The sequence below is a fragment of the Syntrophotalea sp. genome, assembly GCF_050253115.1.
GTDB lineage: Bacteria > Desulfobacterota > Desulfuromonadia > Desulfuromonadales > Syntrophotaleaceae > Syntrophotalea > Syntrophotalea acetylenica.
On sequence record NZ_JBFWJQ010000040.1, the window covers coordinates 1 to 21,398 of the forward strand.

Below are 21,398 nucleotides of genomic sequence, written 5' to 3' on the forward strand. Positions count from 1 at the left end.
GATCATGATGCCGAGCACCAGGGCCGCGGTAAGCACGCACATCCCTGATCCGTCCTGAAAAAGTTCCCGGACAAATGGAACAAGCAGAAAGATACCCTCGAAACCATAGATAACCGTTGGGATCCCCGTCATCAACTCGATGAGTCGACGAAAAACCCGGCTGACAGGTTTCGGAGCAATGGTTGTAATCAGAAAGGAGCAACCGAGGCTGAGGGGAAAAGCGACGGCCAAGCCCAGCAGTGAAATGCACGCCGTACCCACGATCATCGGATAGATACCGAAGGCTCCCTGATACGGTGCCCACGGTTTCACCAGGAGTTGGTAAAACCCGCCCTCTCTCATCAGAGGCAAGCCCATGAATACCATGAACACCAGAATGGCAACGGTGATCAAAGAGCTTGCCAGTGCGGAGAGGAAAAATGCCCTCTCCGCAACCCGTTCTCCAATCTTTTTCATCGGACCGGAATGAATCCTTTTTCTTCAATAATCTTCTTGCCCTCCGGCGTAAAAAGAAAATCGAGGAATTTTTTTGTCAGTCCCGATGGCTCCCCCCTGGTGTTGCTGTAAAGACCGCGGGCGATGGTATAAGTCCCTTCCTGAACCGTTTCGATGGTCGGCACAACCCCGTCCAGAGCAACGGGAGCCACGGTCGCATCGATGTGACCGACAGATACGTAACCAATACCGTAGGGGTCCTGAGCAATCGCCGATTTCATCGCGCCGTTGGATACCACGACATGGGCTCCGGGAATGATCTCTCCCTTGTCCAGGCCCTTTTTCCAGAAGACCTCCCGGGTCCCGCTGGCTTCATCGCGGGTGTAAATATTTATTTTTCTGTCTTCCCCGCCCAGCATTTTCCAGTTTTCGATCTTGCCGGCAAAAATATCCTTCATCTGGCTTTTGCTCAACGCCTTCACCGGATTTTTGGGATTGACTACCGGTCCGACACCGTCAATGGCCCATTTGTGCAAAACGAGCTTATAGCGGCTAATTTCTTCGTCAGTCGGTTTGCGTCCGCTGTTACCGATAGCCACCAGGCCTTCCCCCACCTGCTTGATGCCAACACCCGAGCCCCCACCGGCAATGCTGATCTGGATCTCAGGATTCATGACCATGATTTTTTTGGCAGCATCTTTCATGACAGGAATATGCGCGGTCCCTCCGGATATTTTCAGCACGCCCTTCTCGCCTTGAAACGGATCAAGGCTTCCGGAAAAAGCTGGCGCACAGACCAGCAGCAGAATGGAAATAATCAATAACGGTTGAATCCAGGAAATTTTCTTCATATGCTCCTCCGAAAAAAGTGGAAAAAACTCGATTCGAAGCTAGCAAATGCCTGGCTGGTTGTCTAATTGTAAATTTAAATACAAAGTTGCGGAATTATTGATTTTATCAATGGGGTGACATGGATACATATTGCGGCCGAAATTTTCAGGAGGGTTTTTCCATCTCCCGCAGGCGGCCGGGGATATCCCACTTTTTCATGAGTCTGACCACGGCACCCGGCACCCCGGCTTCCCAGTGCTCGTTTCGCGCCATCCGGCAGCGAATATCGGTGGCGCTCAACCCTTTCTCAGCAGCCGGCACTTCCCGAAGAATGTGGGTCGCCAGGCCAAGCGATTTGAAATACGCCAGTTTCCGCTTCCCCCAATCGTCATAGATGGAAACAAAAAACAGCGCATCGAGGGGAACATAATATCTGTACAGCTCGGGCAGATTGACGGGAAACGGCACCACTGAAAAACGCGATGAGGCGATACCCGCCTCTTCCAAAACAGCCCGAATCATGACGTAGCGTTCAAAATAGGTCAGGGGATTGGAAATCGAGTGGCTTCGCTTTGGATCGACCGTCTCATCCCTGGTTAGAAAAGGATCCGGGTTGGTAATCCCCACGACCAGGTGACGGCAAAGCGCCATTCCCGCCTGGAGATAGGAGAGATGATCGTTATGGAGCACCTGAAAACGGCCATGGATGACTCCGGTTTCGACATCCGGGATCGGCTCACGGGCCATATTTGACAACTCCTTATCGTCCGCCATCGCTCTCTTCTTCACGACACCTCGTTGCAGCGCGCAGGCTCGACTGGCGAACAACGACCTCGGGGTTCAGTCGACAGGGAGGGGGGTCGCGTTGCCCGGCGTGAAAGGCTGGTCATCGGGAGCATCCATGAGTCCCCAGAGCTTGCCCCGGTCAAGAAAATTCAGGACCAGATACATGAGCTCCTTACCCCTGACAAGATTCAGCCCACCGGAAGCACAACTTACCTCGTCGAAACTCACGACCTTGTCGCGCCGCACATATCTCCCGGCCATGACTATCGGCACCGTCTCGCCGGTGTGAATCATGGTGCCGGAGGAAGCCGTGGCATGATCGGCGGTAACGATAAACAGAACATCGCCGTCGGCAACGATTTTCTCGATGGCAAAAGCGAGCGCCGCATCGATGGATTCTATTATCCGTTTTTTAAGAAGAGGATCTCTGGCATGACCTGCCTCATCGGCAACCTTGGTATGGACGTGCACAAAATCGAATTCCTTGGCCTGCCAGGCCATGGCGAGCCGTTCCTGCAAATCCTTGCCGGGATCGCCCGTATCCCTGACCTTGCAGGTTTCCATGCCGACCACCTGACCGAGCCCCTGATAAACGGCACCGGACGCGATCATCAGCCCCTTGAGCCCCCATTTGTCGGTAAATGAAGGCAGGTGCTTCATCATTCCGGCTCGCTGCGTACCGACCGCATTAATGGCCGGAAGTCCCTCCCGGGTTCGTTGTCGATTAAGTGGATGCGTGGCAAGTGTCCGATAACTCCAGCGCAGATAGTCGTTGAGAAACCGGGCGGTATTCTGGGTGAGCGGATCCTCCGCCATGGCGCGCAAAGGGAGAACCTCCATCAGGGGGCGCCCTTCGATGATTGGATTCGAGTCGGTAACGGCTTTCGACACCTTCCCTCGCAAACGGAGAATGCCGCCGATCCCTTTTGTAGGTAGGAATTCGGCCTCAATGGCATCGCGGCTGAAAGCGCGGATCGCCCCGTGAAGAGACTGACAATCCTGACGGTCGAGAGGCGGATTTTCATGGCGAAGCACAAGGCGCTGTTGCTCTTTGGTCACAGAGAAGATGCGTGCCAGCAGGGCCACATCATCCAGTCGGATGTCGATTCCTTCCCCCAAGGCTTCTACAACGCCCCGCCCCGGGAAATCCTCTATTTGATAACCAAACATGAGAAAATGGGCAAGCTCGCTGGGCAAGGCCGTTCCCTGGAGGTGGGAGTGGAAAAGTCCGTTCATGCCGAGAGAGGCGATTTTGTCGAGATTGGGTGTGGAGGCGGCCTGAAGAGGGGTCCTGTGGTCAAGCTGGGGGTGGCTCCGGTCACCAAGGCCATCGAGAAGCAGAAGAATACAGCGCATGCCCGGTCCTTTGAAAAAAGCGACAAATTCGCAGGGTATACCTTGTTTTTATCCGGAGTCCCCGGATGGGCACCAGCTTAGACACTCCCCAGGAAAAACGGAATTTGTTGCCGCATTGCATCGGCCTGCAGGGATGATGTTTGGAGGTAGCTTTGCAGCAGGTCGCGCGTATGCAACAATTCCGATGGGTTCATGAGTTCAATGGCCCACCAGTCGCAAGAGTCAGACAAACCGAGAAGATCAAGGCGTTCGCTGATGTCGGAAAGGGCATCGGGCGGAACGTGACCGTAACCCTCCAGTTCCGTATGGTAGACATGTGCATTGAGAAGCCTGTCGCGATGGGGCAGGATGTATTCGGCGAAGAGGTCCTTCCCCGGATGCAGATGCCGCACCGCGTGAGCATGGCCGATATCGATGGTGACGTAAGCATCGCTTTCCGTCACGATACGATGGAACAGCAGCGGATCGTTGGTGAGCGGAGTGGTGAGATTTTCCAGGGCCACGGCGACGCCATTGCCACGGCCATACGCTACGAGAACAGCCAGGTTCCTGATGGCTCGATTCATATCGATGCCCTTGCCGGAGGGATTGCCGAGCCCGGAATGCACCGTCATGTAGCGCCCGCCTGCAGCAGCTATCTGGTCGACGGTACGCAACAGCAACGCCAGGGATTCATCGCCCCGCTGATCGCTGTAGGCTACATCCACACCGTGAAAACGACAGTGGTAGCGCACCTGGAATCCCGCAAGGTCCTTCATGAGGGAGAGGAATTCTGGTTCCGGAAGGGTGGGATCCAAAGACCAGTCGATGGCGGAAAAACCCTGTTCGGTTGCAAACGCCACCAGTTTTTCGGTATTTTGGTCGAATATGTTGCACATGGCGATTGTCGGTTGCATGGAGCGACCATATACTTTCGTTAGCGATAAATCAAATCGATAATATCAACAATACGATCAGGCCTGATCGGTTTATCCGATCGGGCGGGTCTTATCCGCAAATGTTCGAAGAAAATGAATGTTCCTTGGTTTTTTCTCAACCGAACAGGAGGCTGCAAACATGAATCCTAAAGTTCGTATTATGCCGTGTCTGGACATGCAGAACGGACGCGTGGTCAAGGGCGTGCACTTTGTGGATATCCGGGATGCCGGCGATCCGGTGGCCTGCGCACGCGCCTATTGCGAGAGTGGCGCCGACCAACTGGCCCTTCTGGATATCACCGCCACCGTCGAGGGCCGGGCGACCATGCTGGAGGTGGTCGGGCGCGTGGCCGAGGTGACCACGGTTCCCTTCACCGTGGGTGGCGGGATTGCCGATGTGGCGTCGGCGGAGGCGGTGCTCAAGGCCGGCGCCGACAAGGTTTCCGTCAGCAGCGCCGCGTTTCGCAAGCCGGATCTGATACCGGAACTGATCAGGTCCCTTGGCGCCCTGCGCGTGACGGTGGCCATCGACGTCGACCGCAACCCGGCCCTGCCGTCTGGCTACGAGGTTTATGTCGACGGTGGCCGTACCGCAACGGGGTTCGATGCCGTCGAATGGGCCAAGCGGGTGGATGGTTATGGAGTGCCCGTCATCCTGCCAACCAGCAAGGCCGGCGACGGTGCCCGGACCGGCTATGACCTGCCGGTAATCAAAGCCATCAAGTCGGCGGTTGCGGCGGAGGTGGTGGCGTCCGGCGGCGCCGGAAAACTGGAGCATTTTTATGAAGCGGTGCAAGCCGGGGCCACCATTCTGCTGGCGGCCTCCATGTTTCATTTCGGCATGGTTCGCATCGATGAGCTCAAGCAATTCCTGCGGGAGCGGGGAGTGGCGCTGGCCTGAGGGTTTTATGGTGGACCTTGTGGCAACCCTTCAGGCACCCGGGTTTCGCAGGGAACGCCAACCTGGCACAAACCGCAGGGCGTGGCGCCGGTTCCATAGGTTGTGGCGGCATAGGGCGCGGTTGTGTCGCGAATATACCTGAAACATGCCTGTTTGTTGTGTCCGTCCCGGGTGGTGATGGCTCCGGCCGGGCAGCGCCTGGCGCAAAGACCGCAGGTGCCCTTGGCGTACCACAGGCACCAGGCGTGATAGTCTTCTCCGTAAACCCTCTTCGTGACAGGCAGCTCGATGCGGGACACGACCGAGCCCAGGCGTACGGCCTGCCCCCATCGGGTAATCAGTGCATCCGAAAGTCCGAAGGTGCCGTGCCCGGCAACGAAGGCGGCGTGGCGCTCCGACCAGTTGGAGGCCAATCCGAAGCGTTGCGAAATGCGACAGCCGAAGGCGGGCAAACGCTCCGGCGCCACCGAGGGATATCCGGCCCGGGTGAGGGCCTCTGCGAGGTAAAGGCGCAGCGCCCCGTTGAACTCTTCACCGTGGAATCGCGATCGCGCCCAGCGTTCGGCCGGCATGGTCTTTTCGGCACGCTGGTCCGCACGGGTTTGGGGAGTCTGCGGCAACACATAGCTGATGACCCGCAATTGTGCGCCGCCCGGCGCCGGCAAATGGGGAAAGGCAAGGGCATAAGCCTCTGCCGGAGTCCACAGAAAGGTGCCGATCATTTCCTTGTGACGAAGAAACAGGGGGTCGTCGCCTCGCGCTACGGCTACCTGCGGCTCAGCCCATGCTTTCTCGCCGGTATGGAGCCCCAGATTGTTACCGGGGGCGGATGCCCAGAAATCGCGGATGATTTTATCAATGCAAGGGACAGATTCGATGGCCAAGGTTCTCTCCCGGCGTGCGCAGTTCGATCCTGAAGATTTCATGTTCGTAGCATTTTTTTGGCCTGGCGTCACCACTACGTTTGAGAATGCCTTTCTTCGAAAGGTTGTCAAGGGGCGGGGGGGCGGATTTGTGACGATCAGGCATTGTCGGCATTTGCCCCGGCACGCAAGGACGGCCCACTTGTCATTTTTATTCAAGGACTTGCGGGTGTGAAAAGCCTGTCCGGCAAAAAACCAATCACATCATGGATAAGGAACAACGATGAGCGACGCAAACAAATCCATCCACGAATTCGATTTCAAATTGATCTGCGAATATTTTTCAAATCTGGAGCGGCAAGGGCCGGGAAGCCCCGAAGCAACGCTCAAGGCGCTGTCTTTTATCGATAACCTTGCCAATGACTCGAAAATCGCTGATCTGGGGTGTGGAACCGGCGGACAGACCATGGTCCTGGCCCGACATGCGCCGGGGCATATAACGGGCATCGATCTGTTTGCCGATTTTATCGATATATTTAACGCCAACAGCTGTAAATGGAATCTTCAGGACAGGGTTTCCGGCATTGTCGGTTCAATGGACAATCTTCCCTTTCAACGTGAAGAGCTGGACCTGATCTGGTCGGAGGGCGCAATCTACAATATCGGGTTTGAAAGAGGCCTGAAACAATGGCATGGATTTTTGAAGAGGGGAGGTTTTATTGCCGTTTCCGAGGCCTCCTGGTTTACCCGGGAACGACCCGCCGAAATCGATGCATTCTGGAAGGACGCTTACCCTGAAATCGATGTTATTTCCCGCAAGGTCGAACAGATGGAAAAGGCCGGCTATATTCCCGTGGCGACATTTGTTTTGCCTGAAAACTGCTGGCTCGCCAACTTTTACACTCCGCAGATATCTGCCCAAAAGAAGTTCCTGAAAAAACATGCAGGCAACACAGCAGCCGAGGAACTCGTGAAAAATCAGCGGCATGAAGCGCATCTGTATGATAAATACAAAGATTTTTACGGGTATGTTTTTTATGTCGGGAAAAAGATCTGAGTCGGGCAGAAGCACGCCTTGTTCGTCAGGATACAATTTCCACAACCATCAAAAAAGGAGTGGTTCGATGGATATGACCATGCTGAGCGGATTTTTCATGTGGTGCAGCATCCTGAATCTGGGGTTGCTGACGCTGGCGTTTCTGGTGAAGGTGTTGTGCGGCGATTTTGTTTACAGGCTCCACAGTCAGTGGTTTCCCATGCCGCGGGAAACCTTCAATGTGGTGTTTTATGCGCTTCTCGGCGGGTACAAGCTGCTGGTTTTCGTGTTCAATGTCGTTCCATGGGCGGCTCTCGCCATGCTCGGATGAAAAGCTCGCGCCCGGCATCCTCGATGCGACAATGCAATGGTCATGGCAGGCATTAGCAAACCCGCCATGACCATTGCAAAAAGTAACCCGGCTACAGGGCCAGGGCGGCTTCTTGTCCGAAGTGTTCCGTTCTCATTCTGGCAACTTCGGCGCTTTCGAGGTATTCGTCAAAAGTCATTGCCCGGTCGATGAAGCCCGCGGGGGTGAATTCGACGATGCGGTTGGCAACCGTCGACAGGAACTTGTGGTCGTGGCTGGCAAACAGGATCACCTCCGGAAAGGCGATCAGTCCGTTGTTGAGAGATGTGATGGATTCGAGGTCGAGGTGGTTGGTCGGTTCGTCGAACACCAGCACGTTGGCGCCGGTCAGCATCATCCGGGCGAGCATGCAGCGCACTTTTTCCCCGCCGGAGAGGACATTGGATTTTTTGGTCGCTTCTTCGCCGGAAAACAGCATGCGGCCCAGAAAGCCACGGGCAAAGCTCTCTCCTTCGGTCGGCGCGAACTGCAGCAGCCAATCGATCAGGGTCAGGTCATTTTCGAAAAAGCGGCGGTTCTCCTTGGGGAAAAAGGCCGGCGTGATGGTGACTCCGAAACGGAAAGAACCGCTGTCCGGTTCGAGTTCGCCGGCCAGGATCTGAAAGAGGGCGGCTTTTGTCTGGGCGTCGCCACCGACGAAGGCGATCTTGTCCCCCTTGTTGACGATCAGGCTGAAGTTGTCCAGCACCTTGACGCCGTCGACGGTTTTGCACAGATCCTTGATCTCCAGGATGATATCGCCGCAGGCGCGCTCCGGTTTGAAGACCACAAAGGGATACTTCCGTGAGGAGACGGGCAGGTCTTCGACGGTGAGTTTTTCGAGGAGTTTTTTGCGCGAGGTCGCCTGCCTGGCCTTGGAGGCGTTGGAACTGAAGCGCTGGATGAACTCCTTGAGGTCGTTGGCTTTTTCGGTTATCTTGCGGTTCTCTTCCTGTTTCTGCTTCAGTACCAGCTGGCTGGCTTCGTACCAGAAATCGTAGTTGCCGACGTAAACGGTGATCTTGCCGAAGTCGATGTCGGCGACGTGGGTGCAGACCTGGTTGAGGAAGTGCCGGTCATGGGACACGACGATGACCGTGTTCTGGAACCGGGACAGGAACTCCTCCAGCCAGGCGATCGACTTCAGGTCGAGGTGGTTGGTCGGTTCGTCGAGCAGCAGAATGTCGGGATTGCCGAACAGGGCCTGGGCCAGCAGCACGCGGACCTTTTCCCCGCCTTCGAGTTCCTTCATCTTTTTGTGGCGCAGATCTTCGGGGATGCCGAGGCCGTTGAGGAGCACCGCCGCCTCCGACCCGGCCTCGTAACCGTTCATTTCGGCGAACAGGGCTTCCAGTTCGCCGGAGCGAATACCGTCCTGTTCGGTGAATTCCCCCTTGGAATAGATCGCCTCGCGCTCGGACATCACCTCGTAGAGGCGCATGTGACCCATCATCACGGTATTGAAAACCGTCTCTTCGTCAAAGGCAAAGTGGTCCTGGCGCAGCATGGCGATGCGCTCGCCCGCGCCAATCGAAATGTCGCCCTTGTCCGCTTCGATTTCACCGGCGAGGATTTTCAGAAAAGTTGATTTGCCGGCGCCGTTGGCGCCGATGAGGCCGTAGCAGTTGCCGGGGATGAATTTGATGTTGACGTCTTTGAAAATGACCCTTTTCCCGTAGGCGAGGGCCACATTGCTGGCGCTGATCATGGTTGCGATACTTCCTTGTCTGAAAAAACAAAAGAACCACGGGAAGAGATCCCCGCGGTTCACGAGAGCGCCCCTTATACCATTTAACGGCAGTCAGCGGCAACCGGTTTTCATTTTTCCTGTTTCCCTTTTCGTTTTGCCCTGGGGTGCGGAACCGGGACATACCACCAACGACTCCGCGACAGGAGGCTATTGTCATGAACATATGGGTGGACGCGGATGCCTGCCCCGCAGTGATAAAAGAAATTTTGTTTCGGGCGGCGAGACGCATCGGGGTGATGCTGACCCTGGTCGCCAACCACCCCCTGCGCTTCCCGCCCTCCGTGCACATCTGCCTTGTGCAGGTCCCCCAGGGGGCGGATGCGGCCGACCGTGAGATCGTCAGGCAGCTCCGGACCGGAGATCTGGTGATCACGGCGGATATTCCGCTGGCGGCGCAGGTGATCGCAAAGGGCGGCTACGCCCTTGACCCGCGTGGTGAATTTTACGATGCCGACAACATCGGCGAGCGTTTGAGGATGAGGGATTTTATGGACAGGCTGCGTGGTTGCGGCATCGATACCGGCGGTCCTTCATCGCTGACCCAGCGTGACCGGCAGGATTTCGCGAACCGGCTGGATCAGTTTTTAACGAGATACGGGAAACAGGGGTGACAGGTTCATGCTCAATCCATTCAGAAGACGCCATGTGCATTTTCTGCACATTGGCAAGACGGGTGGCGTTTGCCAGCGTCGCTGCAACTTCCGGATGACGATATCGCCGCGCACCGGAATCCGGATGGCCTGGACCGGTCCATCGATGCCAGGGGGCTTGCCGCGCTGAGGGCATGGTTCGCGGAGGATTATCAATTCATGTCATTGTGCCGAAAACTCATGTCCGAAGAGGGCAGAGGGGAATAACGCCGATGCTTTCGGGAGCGGGCATGGCGAAAGGTCACTGGGAGATCAGTTCGCCAATGAACAGGCTGCCGTTGTGGACAAAAAAGAAAGAGCGCAGGCCCGCCGCCAGCTCCGTAAGGCGCTCGGCGTAACCCTCTTCCTGCCCTTCGGCGGGCATGCCGAGACCGAGGATGACCAGGTCGGCGGATGCGCTGCGGGCATGAATCAGTTCCACCACGCTCGTATCTTCAGGTTTGGCCATCACCTCCACCTCGGCCTCGATGCGGATTTCCGGGATCAGTTTGGCAAGCATGGTTTCGGTCTGCTGTTTGATCATCTGGTTGGATGCGATGGTCATGATCTGAATGCGGGCATTTCGCCACTCGGGGTTGCGCGACAGCAGATAGGCCAGCAACAGCATCAAATCACCATTGCGCTGCAGGCCCCCCCACCATACGTGGATGCTACGGCGCTGACCTTCACGCAGGGGTGGCGGCGTTTCGACCTGCCCCAGCAGCATCGACCGGTTGATGTGCCTCAGCGGGCGGATAACCCGCAAAAAGTGGACCAGTCGCTCCATGTCGTCCGGCCACCCGAGGAGGATGGTGTTGGCGGCGATGCCGGCGATGCCGTTGGCCTGGGTCACAGTCATGATGCCCTGTTCGATGTTTTCCACCACATCGACCTCGCCGAATGCGACGATGCCGGCCTGGTCCAGCACGCGGTCGATGTGTTTCGCCCGTTCCAGAATATTCAGGTTCAGTTCCAGCAGGTTGCCCACCACCAATTCGCAGACCGTAACGACACCCCGTTCCTGGCTGAACCAGGCGCCGTAGCGGACCAGAGGCAGGCGTCTGTCGATGTTGCTCACGAACACCAGAATGTGCGGTCGCCAGTTGCGCGCCGTCATCGGCCGCCGGGAAAGGCATACAAGCGCCCAGCGAATGACCGCTTCGTACAGATCCCGCCGCACATCGCCCCAGGCATGCGATCGTTCGCGCCGTCGCAGCAGCAGCCACAGGCCCAGAACCACCATGACGGCCGTCAGGCTGGCCCGGATATTGATCAGCAGCATGATGGCCAGGCATCCCGTGGCGCCCCCGAGACTCAGCCACCATGGGACCTTGATTTCAGGGCGCCAGGAAGGATTGCCGGACAGGTATTCCAGGGCGACAATCGCATTGATCGTGCCATAGACGCTGAGAAAAAACATGGTCACGACTTCAGCAACGGTGTTGAGGTCGCCGAGAAAAACCGCAAGCAGCGCAATGGCCAGGGTGGCAAGAAGGCCGGACAGGGGTTCCGCCGTGTGCTCGGCGGCGGCCAGCCAGCGGGGTGCCAGGCGGTCCGTGGCGAGGGCCTGCAAAGTGCGTGGCGCACCCAGCACGGATCCGACCGCCGAAGAAAAGATGGCTCCCCACAGGCCCGGCAGGACCAGCCAGGGCCCGAACAGGGCGATGCGGGTCCAGATCAGGGAGTTATCGCGCAGCGCTTCACTATCGGCGCCCAGGCAGAGCAGGACCGGCACCAGCATGTAGATCGCGAAGCCGGTCAGGGTTGCCATTACCGTGCCCCGAGGAATGGCGCGGCGCGGATTGGCCAGATCTCCGGACAGGCTCAGCCCGGCCATGATGCCGGTTACCGCCGGGAAAAAAACCGCGAACACGAACCAGAAGCTATACTGTCCGGACGCTTCGGTTGCCAGGGCTCGCGGCGCGCCGCCGCCGGCCACAACACCCCCGGCCAAAGCCAGCAGGGAGAGGGCGATCAGCAGGAGGATCGGTGCCTGCATTTTCAGGGCGCCGCCGGCACCGCGAAACGCCAGGGCGCCGACCAGCACAATGACGAGAAAAGCCGTTGCCTGCAGGGGGGCGCCCGGCCACGCGAAACGCAGGGATTCCGCCAGGCCGTAGGCATACAGAGTGACCGACAGTGCCTGGCAGAAAAACAGGGGAATGCCAATGGCCCCGCCAATTTCCGGCCCCAGGCTTCGCGATATCATGAAGTAGGCGCCGCCCGTGCCGACCCTGGTGTTGGTCGCGATGGCGGAGAAACCCAGGGCGGTCACCATGGTAATGCTGTTGGCGAGCAATACGATCAACAACGCTTTCCACAGCCCGATGTGGCCCACCACCCAGCCGAAGCGCAGGTACATGATGACGCCAAGAATTGTCAGGATGGTAGGGGTGAAAACCCCGATAAATGTGCCGAGTTTGCCTGCGGCCTTTTCTTCTGGGGCCAGGGTTTTTGCCATCCGTGCCCGAATGCGCTGAAAAAGGGAAAGCATGGTTGCGTAAGACCTTTCTCCGGCATGCCCCGCGGGGTTGCTGTGCCGCTTTTCGGCCCCGGTCTCTTACGGGGATGGCCGGCAATTGCAGAGCAACAGTTGCAGCATCCGGCCCCAAGCCGGGCAGGCTGGATCCAAGGCTGCTAGCAATGCCAGGGCATGATTGCCCGCGGCAGGAACCATCTTTTCACGTCGATCGTCCATCGGACGCGGACAGGTTCAGCAGCCGCAGGCTGTTGAAAATGACCAGCAGGGTAACGCCGGTGTCGGCGGCGATGGCCATCCAGAGCGTTGCCAGGCCGAGCATGGTCAGGATGATGAAGACCAGCTTGATGCCCAGGGCAAAGCCGATGTTCTGCTGAATGTTGCGCAGGGTGCGGCGGGAATGGCGGATCAGCCACGGCAGCTTGGCCAGGTCGTCCGCCATGAGCGCCACGTCGGCGGTTTCCAGCGCGGCGTCGGTGCCCATGGCGCCCATGGCGATGCCCAGGGTTGCCGCCGCCATGGCTGGCGCATCGTTGACACCGTCACCGACCATGGCCACGGTCCGATGTTTCCGTACCAGCCGGCCGATGGCCTCGACCTTGTCTTCGGGCAGGAGTTCGCAGCGATGGTCATCGACACCCGCCTCCGCGGCGATGGCGCGCGCCGTGCCCTGGTTGTCGCCGGTCAGCATGATGATCTGCTCGACGCCGGCTTGCCGGATTGCATCGAGGATGCGCGGCACGTTTTTTCGCAGGCGGTCGGCGACGCTGATCAGGCCGCAGACATGGCGGTCGTTGCCGAGGGCGATCACCGTATGCCCGGCATCCTCCAGTGCTTCCACCCGTTTCCGGATATCCGCCAGGTCCTGGTTTTTCTCATGCATCAGCCGGTGACTGCCGATCCAGAAAGCGCGGCCGTCGATCATCCCTTCGCCGCCTTTGCCGGGCAGGGCCTGATAGTGCTCGGCCGGCACCACGGTGATGCCGGAGGCGCGCGCCTTGCGCAGAATGGCTCGCGCCAGCGGATGTTCGCTGGTGGCTTCAAGGGCGGCGGCGCGTGTCAGCAGCTCCTCCTCGGTGTGGCCGTCGAGGGGGACAAGGACCTGGACTTCCGGCTGCCCTTCGGTGAGGGTTCCGGTTTTGTCCATGGCCAGAATCTTGAGGCTCCCGGCCGCTTCCAGGTAAAGCCCGCCCTTGATCAGCACGCCGTTTCGCGCCGAAGCGGTCAGGGCTGAAACGATGCTGACCGGCGTTGAAATGACCAGCGCGCAGGGGCAGGCGATCACCAGGATGACCAGTCCGCGGTAGACGCTCTCCGGCCAGGAAGCTGCTGTCAGCAGCGGCAGGGTTACGGCAGTGGCGATAGCCAGCAGCATCATGGACGGCGTGTAGTAAACGGAAAAACGGTCCACCCACTGCTGGCTGCGGGCGCGCCGCGCCTGGGCGTTTTCCACCATGTGGATGATGCGTGCCAGGGTGGTGTCGCTGGCGGCGCGGGTGGTACGCAGTTCCAGTACCCCTTCCTGATTGATGGTCCCGGCGTAGACCTCGTCGCCGGGTTGTTTGGACACCGGCATGGATTCGCCGGTGATGGGAGCCTGATTGACGGACGACATGCCCTTGATCACCATGCCGTCGAGAGGGATTTTCTCGCCGGGCCAAACCTGCACGGTGGCGCCGGGCGGTACCTCCGAGACGGGTTTTTCATGGTAGCCGCAATGATTTCCGCAAAAGTAACGGGCGGTGGGCGGGGTCAAATGGAGCAGTGCGCCGATGGCATTGCGCGCCCGTTCGACGCTCCAGTGTTCCAGCAGCAGCGACAAGGCGAACATAAAGGCGACGGTGGCTGCCTCGAACAGTTCGCCGATGAGAATGGCGCCGATGACCGCCGCGATCATCAGCACGTTCATGTCCGGTCGCAGCCGGCGTATGGCCTGCAGGGCTTTTGGCAGCACATACCATGCGCCGCAAGTCACGGCGCCGAGATACAGCAGGGCTATGAATGTTGGCGGATTTTGCTCTGTGCCATGCAGGCCCGCAAAGACATCCAGCAGGCTGCCATGATGCATCCAGTGGGCAAAAAAAGCCGAGGCCAGCAGCAAACCGCTGGCGACGGTCGCGATGAGCCGCCCGTGGCGGGTCCAGAAGGGCTGTTTCGCAGCGGCATGCCGCAGCTCCCAGGGAGAGGCTTTCATGCCGGTGGCGTTCACCGCCGTGACGATTTCGGGGGCGGAGATGGCGTCCGGGTCAAATTCAACGGTCATGCGGGCGTTGACCACATCGAACGCCAGATCGATGATCCCGGGTCTGCCTCCGACCTCCCGTCGCAGTATCGCCACCTCTTCGGAACAATCCAGGCCCTGTATCTTATAATCGATGCGTCGCGACATAAGGCGTCTCCCGCCGGGAAGGAACACGGATGTCCGTTATCGCAAGGAACCGCTTGTGGGGAGAAAGATGCTCCTCTCCTCGAACTATACCGCAACCCGTCACCGTGGAAAAGAGCCGTTCCCGGATGGAAACCCGCTAAGGGGATGGAGCGGGATTGTCCGTGGGCGGTTGCGGATCGGTGTCTTCATCCGGCACCTCGTCTCCGACCGTTTCGGGTGGCTCTCCGACGCTGTTCTGTTCATCGCCTTGTATCAACAGCGATTCGATATCCGGCAGCTCCAGGGATGGTGGCAGCTCCTGAAGCGGATCTCCGGCGTGTGCGGTGCAGTACTCCCGCGGCTCGCTGCCAATGCTGAAAAACTCGTTTCGGGTCACCGGGCAGGCGGTTGTGGCCGGCATTCCGGTGGTTGGATCAATGGCAAGGGAAATGACCGATTCCGGTTGCTTGAAGGAAGCCGCCGGGTGCCTGGCCAGCGCCGAGCGCATGAACCTTTCCCAGATGGGGGCGCTGACCGCGCCACCGGTAAAACCCCTGCCGCCGGGACGGGGCTTGTCATAACCTACCCAGACGCCGGTAACCAGTTTCGGCGTGTAGCCGATAAACCAGGCATCCCGGTAGTCGCTGGTGGTGCCGGTTTTGCCGGCGGCAGGATAGTGTTCGGCAAACTTTTTAAGATTTTTGGCGGTGCCGTGGGTCAGAACATCCCTCAGCATCTGGGTTGTGATGAATGCCGTAGCCCCGGACATCACCGGAGTCCGCGGAGCCGGGGTGCGGGTCCAGGTTTTGGAGCGCCGGTCGTAGATCTTGATGATGGTGCGTGGCTGCACCTTGAGGCCGCCGTTGGCCAGCGGGGCGTAGGCCGCGACCAGTTCGTTGAGGGTTACTTCCCCGGTGCCGAGCGCCATTGACAAATCGTTGCGTGATCGCAGCGAAATTCCGAGATTGCCTGCAAAATCGGCAAAGTAGGGCGCGCTGATGGCTTCCAGCAACTTGACGGCAATGATGTTGTTGGAGTGTGCCAGGGCTTCGCGCAGGCTGACCTGTCCCTGGCGTTCATGTCCGTAATTCTGGGGTTGCCAGATTTTGTCGTCGCTGCGCCGATAGGAGACCGGATCGTCGTTCCAGAGTTCGGCGGCGGTATGGCTTTTTTCCAGGGCCGCGGCGTAGATCAGCGGTTTGATAGCCGATCCCGGCTGCCGTTTTGCGAACAGCGCACGGTTATAAGCGCTTTGTTTGAAATCCACCCCGCCGGCGGCGGCCAGGATGTCACCAGTGCCCGGATCAAGGCACAACAGGGCGCCCTGCAGGTCCGGCGAGATGGCTCGTACCTGTTCGCTCAGGGTCTGTTCGGCGCTTTTCTGCAGCAACAGGTCCATGGCCGCGATCACCTGCAATCCGCCGCGCTCGAAAACTTTTTCTCCGTATTGCTGAACCAGCTTGTTGCGCAGGTGGGCCAGGTAATAGGAAGACTGCCCGGATTTTACGCTGGTGACGGGGCGTGCCGCCAGCGCCTGTTTGCGTTTCTGCGTGATCATTCCGAGCTCGGCCATGCGACTGAGCACCAGATTGCGGCGGGCCTTGACCTTGGTGGTATTGCCGCGCGGATTGTAGCGGTTGGGGGCCTTGGACACCCCGGCAAGCAGGGCGCATTCGTCATCGGTCAGCTGGTCGGGCCTTTTGTCGTAGTACAGCAGGGCGGCCTGGGCAATGCCCCAGGCACCATTTCCGTAGTAGATTTCGTTGAAATACATCTCAAGAATCTGCTTCTTGGTGTATTTGCGCTCATACTCCATGGCCAGGCGGGCTTCCCTGAGCTTGCGATCGATGGTTTTTTCCCCGGACAGGTGCTTGTTCTTGATCAGCTGCTGGGTGATGGTGGAGCCGCCCTCGGCCATTTCTCCCTGCATCACATCCTTGACCAGCGCCCGGGTGATGCCCTTGAGGTCGATGCCGCCGTGTTCGAAAAAACGTGCGTCTTCAATGGCGACCGCCGCGTTCTGTAAAAATTGGGGGATGCGGTTGATAGGCACCCAGTACCTGCGTTCAGCGGGGATGCGGGCTACGAACCGGCCCTCCCGGTCAAAAATCCTGATCGAAGAGTAATCCGCCGGAAGGATGGGGCGGGTGGCGATGGTTTCACGGGCCAAAACCGGCAGCACCGTGCCCAGAACCAGACAAGTTGTCAGACAGAAACGAAAAACAGGCTTTTTCATCAGAGTGCCAATAAAAGGGGCCACGGTCTTGATACTCCGGAATCGAAAGAATGGATAAACGCCAGGTTGGATCTGCCCCACCGATAAGGAAGGAGAAAGAGGCGGGAGGCATGGATCGCCACAGACGGCGAAACGGTCAACTTATACACCTTCTGTCGATTCTTGTCATGCCTCCTTTTTTGAGGGTGGCAGAGGCTCTTGTTCGGACGCTGACAGGCTTGAAAAGATCAAGGCAGGAGACTCTATGTGCCGAACCTGTCCGGGCATTCGGCGCAGTCGATTTTTTTGTCACAGGAACTTTTCCAGCAGTTGAACCCCTCCAGTTGTCCGTAAAGCATGCGTTCCAGGTGGTATCGGCTGCTGGATTTGAGCAGGACAAGCTCGTTTTGAACGGTGGCGTTCTCCAGAAAGCGGCAAGCGGCCTGAATGTCGTCGAAGAGATAGAGCCGGTTTGTCAACTCCTCGGTCTGGATCTTTCTTACATAGGTGGCTTTGCCGCCGACAAAGATCACGCGGTCCGCAATTTCCAGCGCCAGGCGGGCCATGGTGCGGTATTTCTGGGAATCGGAACCGGCGGTATCGCTGAAGCAGCCTATCACCACGGTCTTGCGCGACGCTGAGGCGTTTTTCATCAGAGCGATGGTTTTTCCGACGTTCCAGAAAGGCGCCTTGACGGTATCCTTGATCAACCAGGCACCTTGCGGGCTGCGGTGGATGGACAGCCGGGCGGGGAAGGATTCGACCCCCTTCAGGGAGGCGGCGCATTGCGACAGCGGCACGCCGACGGCAAGGGCTCCCGCAATGGCGGCCAGCAGGGAAGTGACCAGCAGGTCGCCGAACAGGCCGGTTTCGACGCGGACGCTTTCATGGCCATAGGTTACCGTCAGAGACAGGCGTTGCGGCCAGGCAGAACAAATGTCGCTGCCGCGGACATCCGCGTGTTCGCTGCACCCGTAGGTCAAAATGCCGGCGCGGGTATGTGGCGCCATTGACATCACGTGGGGATCATCGGCATTGAGCACGGCGGTGCCGGATTCGGGCAGCGCCGCGATCAGGTTGCCTTTTTCGGCGGCGGTGGCCTCCGGGGTGCGGAAGCTGGTGTAGTGATCCTGGCCGATGGTGGTGACGATGCCGATATGCGGAGGCAGGGCGCGGATGTTTTGCTCCATGTCGCCGGGGAAGCCCACCCCCATTTCCTGCACCAGAAAGCGGCAGGAGGTGCGCATTTTGCGCAGGTTTTTGTAGATGGCCCGGCTGGTGTTGCGGTTCACACCGGTATAGCAGGGAGCATGATCGCCCAGTATTTTGCCCAGAAAACAGGTGGCGGTGGTTTTGCCGCAGCTGCCGGTTACGGCCAGGACGGTGGTTTTGCGCAGATGCCTGAAGCGGCGCCAGCGTGCGCGGGTTTCCTTCCACCAGCATCGGGCAAGATTGTATTTAAGTTTTGAGGGCAGACCGGTTTCAGGTTTGTGCTGTTTCATGGGAATCTCCAAGCGGTGCTGAGGGCGAGGGTAACGCCCGGTAAGCCCTGGCGGCAGGTGTGCCGGCCCTTGAGTGCCTTTTTGAGCGGGAAGCGTAATGTTTTCGCTGTGGAGTTTCGCATGTTTTGAGGTGGCCGTGCAACCGAAGACAGGTTTTCCAGATGACAAGTGCGCGGTAGCCGCGGGAAGAACCCGGGGTTTCGGGATCTAGCTCCCCGGTGCCGCGTCGTCCTGGCCGTCGATGACGCACAGGCCCATCAGGCGCAAGGCCAGCGCGGTTTGAGGGGTTGTGGTGTAGCGCCAGGTATATTGCATGCGGCTTATTTTGCCGGTATCCAGGTATTTGCACTGGCGCCAGAGGTCGGGATGCAGGCTTCGAACCGTATCCCGCTGGATAAAGGTGAGCTGAATGACTTTTTCCATGGCGGCCTCCTTGTACCTTGCGTCCGGCTCATTTCAGCCAGGCGATGTGCCCGAACCCGGGACGCTGCGTTTCGGGCAGATCCCGTTCATCGGTGGTGCTGATCCACAGAGTGGGAATGCCGGGATCTATTTCAGGGCTGTCACCCTTCAGATCGGTCAGATAGATGAGACATCCGGCTTCCGGCACGTTCTGTCGCGCCCAGTCAAAGGGCGGGCGCAGATCGGTGCCGCCGCAGCCGACAGCTTTGAGCCGCACCGGGTATTGTTCCGGAGTGATGATTTCGGTGGCTGAAATTTCACTGTCGCAGTAAACCACGTTGACCGTCGACGGGTAGCTCAACAGAATATCGTTGAGTTCCGCCTGGAACTGATTCAGTTCGCTTTGACGGATGGAGCCGGAGGTGTCGATGGCCAGCACCAGCGGCTGCAGCCCCTCGGAACGGAAGCTCGGCAGATAGATGCCGTCGGCAATGTGGCGCCGGTTGGGATGTCTCCACGAATAGTCGTCGCGAGCCGCATGATCGACGAAACTCCTCAGTATTTCACGCCAGTCGAGAATCGGGTGGACCAGCTCGTCCACCAGGCGCGCCAGGGAGCCTGGCAGCTTGCCCTGTGCCCTGGCCGCTTGCGCGGCCTGCTGAATCGCCACGGTCAATTCGGCCTCCTGCCGTTGCCTGTCCGCTCTGGACAGAGGCTTGCCGTGTTCATCCTTTGCATCTTCGAAACCGCCGCAGCCGCCCGGATCCTGGTCCGAATCGATATCGTTGTCGCCATCTCTGCCTTCGCCGTCGCCGGCGCCTTTGGGCAGCCGCTCGTAAATCTGTTCAGCGGCGAGATTATCAAAGGATTTGTGGTACGGTGCGCCAGGCAGCAGGCTGAGGCCAGCTTCCTTGAGGATGCCGTTGATGGCGAAATCGCCAGCCTTGTTGAAGCGGCCGGGGTGACGGGCGTTGCGCCGCAGGGGATGGAAATGGGCCACGTGCATGACCAGATGGGCGAGAACGAACACCGTCTGGTTGACGCTCAGCCTGTCGATGAAGGCCGGATTGTAGCGGATCTGCCTGCCGTCGGTGGCAGCGGTTTTGACTTCCCGGTCCTCGCGCAGCGGCATGCGCAGCAGCAGGGTGGCAAAAAACGGATGGTCGAGCACCGTTCTTGCGACCGCTTTCGCCAGTTTGGTGGAGGTTTCCATGCTCTTGCCTCCTGTTAAAGCAACAGATCGCCGTTGTCTTCGGCCCATCTGCCGAATTCCCTGGACGTGGCCAGCCCGGGCTCGGCCTGCAGCGTATCCCGCAGCCAGACCACCTGGAATTCGGTGGGCAGCCGCCGCATGTAGCGAAATGCCGCCGTGGCGTTGTCCAGCGTGACTTTACGGCTCATGGCTCCGCACAGTGCGTAGAGCACCGACGGTTCCTGCGGCACAACCGCCTGGTCCGGATCGCGCATGATGGCATCGACTTCCGGCAGATCCCGATAGATTTTCAGGAAGGATGTGAATTCCGCGGCGGCCCCGAAGCCCAGTGCTCCAGCAAAGAACGGCAGTTCTGCTTCGACGGGCAGTTTGCCGAGAAACTGGCCGATGTTGGCCCAGACCCTCGGGCAGGGGAAGGAGTTGCCCTGGGCCTTGGGATCGAAATGATGCAGCAGGTCCGGCCGCAGGCGCAGAAAGGCGAGGATTTCCGAGGGTACCTGATTGGCGATTGCCCAGACGCACCATTCATCGAGATCGACAGCCAGTTCCAAATGGGTCGCGAAGCGGGAGCCCAGCGCCTTGCTGATCTTGCGGCTGAAAGTGCCGTCCGTTACCCGGTTGCCCGCCGCCAGAATCCGCCAGTTATCGGGCAGGCAGTATTCGCCGAGGCGGCGGTCCAGCACAAGCTGCAACAGCGAACTCTGTACCGAATCGGGTGCCTGGGACAGCTCGTCCAGAAACAGCACCCCTTCGCCGTGCCTGGGAAGAAAATCCGGAGGATTCCAGCGGGTGGTACCGTTTTCGACCGACGGTACGCCGCGCAGGTCCACGGGATCCAGCAGCACGGCACGAATATCGATCAGAGGCAGGTTCAGCGAGGCCGCTACCTGGGCCACGATCTGCGACTTGCCGATTCCCGGCGGCCCCCAGAGAAACATGGGAACGTTGACGCCAAGTCCGCTTTTCAGGATCGTGATGGCGAGCGAGGGTTTGACCGTTACCGGGGATTCCATAAAGCCTCTCCTTTGGGGCATCCTTAAACGTGGAAAAATCCGGGTTTGCTTTTTGATTGTGGCTGAATCCCGGACGATTCAAGGATAACGAGGCGCAAATCTTCCTGCCTTGATTTATATCAATTTGTGCTGCAATTGGCAGGACGTCACTTCACTCAACGGGCGTTTTTTCCCTTTTCCGCGACCGTGATGTCCCTGGAGTCAAGGGCGGGTTCAGTGTGTTGTGGAAATATAGCCAAAACCTCGAAATGGTCTTGATTTCCAGGGGGGCGTGGGAGAGGTGCCGTACGTGTTTTACATCCAGCGAAGGCTGACGGGGGGGCAACAGGCGCCAACTGCAAGGCGCGTCATTG

General features: G+C 58.8%; 19 protein-coding genes. 5 read left to right on the top strand and 14 right to left on the bottom strand.

Going from position 1 to position 21,398, the window contains the following annotated elements; genetic code table 11:
- From AB7E65_RS06115 to AB7E65_RS06135, 5 genes are all read right to left on the bottom strand, one after another.
- Positions 1-456 (bottom strand): PstC family ABC transporter permease (locus tag AB7E65_RS06115; RefSeq protein ID WP_428745463.1); only part of this gene is annotated, 456 nt, incomplete at its 3' end.
- Positions 453-1,286 (bottom strand): phosphate ABC transporter substrate-binding protein, encoded by an 834-nt coding sequence (locus AB7E65_RS06120; RefSeq protein WP_320361222.1) that lies wholly within the window; start codon positions 1,284-1,286, stop codon positions 453-455. The genes AB7E65_RS06120 and AB7E65_RS06115, both read right to left, overlap by 4 nt.
- Positions 1,287-1,431: 145 nt before the next feature.
- Positions 1,432-2,040, bottom strand: a complete 609-nt coding sequence (locus tag AB7E65_RS06125) for a nicotinate-nucleotide adenylyltransferase (RefSeq protein WP_428745464.1) — start codon at positions 2,038-2,040, stop codon at positions 1,432-1,434.
- 66 nt (positions 2,041-2,106) lie between these two features.
- Positions 2,107-3,408, bottom strand: coding sequence for a 2,3-bisphosphoglycerate-independent phosphoglycerate mutase (apgM, locus tag AB7E65_RS06130; RefSeq protein ID WP_428745465.1), 1,302 nt, complete (start codon positions 3,406-3,408; stop codon positions 2,107-2,109).
- 77 nt (positions 3,409-3,485) lie between these two features.
- Positions 3,486-4,304, bottom strand: coding sequence for a sugar phosphate isomerase/epimerase (locus tag AB7E65_RS06135; protein ID WP_320361225.1), 819 nt, complete (start codon positions 4,302-4,304; stop codon positions 3,486-3,488).
- Between the two features lie 160 nt (positions 4,305-4,464).
- On the opposite strand from AB7E65_RS06135, the gene hisF reads away from it, so the two are divergent.
- Positions 4,465-5,226: an imidazole glycerol phosphate synthase subunit HisF gene (gene hisF, locus AB7E65_RS06140; RefSeq protein WP_072286164.1), complete on the top strand. Its 762-nt coding sequence runs from the start codon at positions 4,465-4,467 to the stop codon at positions 5,224-5,226.
- 5 nt (positions 5,227-5,231) lie between these two features.
- On the opposite strand, the gene AB7E65_RS06145 is transcribed toward hisF, so the two are convergent.
- Complete coding sequence (locus AB7E65_RS06145; protein WP_320361226.1) at positions 5,232-6,110, bottom strand: 4Fe-4S ferredoxin; 879 nt, start codon at positions 6,108-6,110, stop codon at positions 5,232-5,234.
- A gap of 262 nt (positions 6,111-6,372) precedes the next feature.
- Between AB7E65_RS06145 and AB7E65_RS06150 the strand changes: the two genes are divergently transcribed.
- Both AB7E65_RS06150 and AB7E65_RS06155 read left to right on the top strand, forming a co-directional pair.
- Positions 6,373-7,146 (top strand): class I SAM-dependent methyltransferase, encoded by a 774-nt coding sequence (locus tag AB7E65_RS06150; RefSeq protein ID WP_428745466.1) that lies wholly within the window; start codon positions 6,373-6,375, stop codon positions 7,144-7,146.
- A 67-nt stretch (positions 7,147-7,213) separates the two neighbouring features.
- Positions 7,214-7,456: a DUF6868 family protein gene (locus AB7E65_RS06155; protein WP_320361228.1), complete on the top strand. Its 243-nt coding sequence runs from the start codon at positions 7,214-7,216 to the stop codon at positions 7,454-7,456.
- 91 nt (positions 7,457-7,547) lie between these two features.
- Here the strand turns inward: AB7E65_RS06155 and AB7E65_RS06160 are convergent, their stop codons facing one another.
- Positions 7,548-9,182 carry an ABC-F family ATP-binding cassette domain-containing protein gene (locus tag AB7E65_RS06160; protein ID WP_428745467.1) on the bottom strand — a complete coding sequence of 545 codons (1,635 nt, stop codon included), beginning with the start codon at positions 9,180-9,182 and terminating at the stop codon, positions 7,548-7,550.
- Positions 9,183-9,379: 197 nt separating this feature from the next.
- On the opposite strand from AB7E65_RS06160, the gene AB7E65_RS06165 reads away from it, so the two are divergent.
- On the top strand, positions 9,380-9,835 hold the full coding sequence (locus AB7E65_RS06165) for a YaiI/YqxD family protein (protein ID WP_072286160.1): 456 nt from the start codon (positions 9,380-9,382) through the stop codon (positions 9,833-9,835).
- A gap of 69 nt (positions 9,836-9,904) precedes the next feature.
- Entirely contained in the window at positions 9,905-10,081 is a 177-nt protein-coding gene (locus tag AB7E65_RS06170) for a hypothetical protein (protein WP_158513980.1), read from the top strand.
- Between the two features lie 34 nt (positions 10,082-10,115).
- Here AB7E65_RS06170 and AB7E65_RS06175 read toward each other — a convergent pair whose 3' ends face one another.
- From AB7E65_RS06175 to AB7E65_RS06205, 7 genes are all read right to left on the bottom strand, one after another.
- On the bottom strand, positions 10,116-12,314 hold the full coding sequence (locus AB7E65_RS06175; RefSeq protein WP_428745468.1) for a Na-K-Cl cotransporter: 2,199 nt from the start codon (positions 12,312-12,314) through the stop codon (positions 10,116-10,118).
- A 220-nt stretch (positions 12,315-12,534) separates the two neighbouring features.
- Positions 12,535-14,721: a heavy metal translocating P-type ATPase gene (locus tag AB7E65_RS06180; RefSeq protein ID WP_428745469.1), complete on the bottom strand. Its 2,187-nt coding sequence runs from the start codon at positions 14,719-14,721 to the stop codon at positions 12,535-12,537.
- 136 nt (positions 14,722-14,857) lie between these two features.
- Positions 14,858-16,960, bottom strand: coding sequence for a transglycosylase domain-containing protein (locus AB7E65_RS06185; RefSeq protein ID WP_428745470.1), 2,103 nt, complete (start codon positions 16,958-16,960; stop codon positions 14,858-14,860).
- 218 nt (positions 16,961-17,178) lie between these two features.
- Positions 17,179-18,417 carry a Mur ligase family protein gene (locus tag AB7E65_RS06190; protein ID WP_083558489.1) on the bottom strand — a complete coding sequence of 413 codons (1,239 nt, stop codon included), beginning with the start codon at positions 18,415-18,417 and terminating at the stop codon, positions 17,179-17,181.
- 207 nt (positions 18,418-18,624) lie between these two features.
- Positions 18,625-18,840 carry a hypothetical protein gene (locus AB7E65_RS06195; RefSeq protein WP_072286157.1) on the bottom strand — a complete coding sequence of 72 codons (216 nt, stop codon included), beginning with the start codon at positions 18,838-18,840 and terminating at the stop codon, positions 18,625-18,627.
- A 28-nt stretch (positions 18,841-18,868) separates the two neighbouring features.
- The gene (locus tag AB7E65_RS06200) at positions 18,869-20,032 is read right to left on the bottom strand and encodes a vWA domain-containing protein (RefSeq protein WP_428745471.1); all 1,164 of its coding nucleotides are present in this window, start codon (positions 20,030-20,032) and stop codon (positions 18,869-18,871) included.
- A 14-nt stretch (positions 20,033-20,046) separates the two neighbouring features.
- Complete coding sequence (locus AB7E65_RS06205) at positions 20,047-21,045, bottom strand: AAA family ATPase (RefSeq protein ID WP_072286155.1); 999 nt, start codon at positions 21,043-21,045, stop codon at positions 20,047-20,049.
- Between the last annotated feature and the right edge of the window lie 353 nt (positions 21,046-21,398).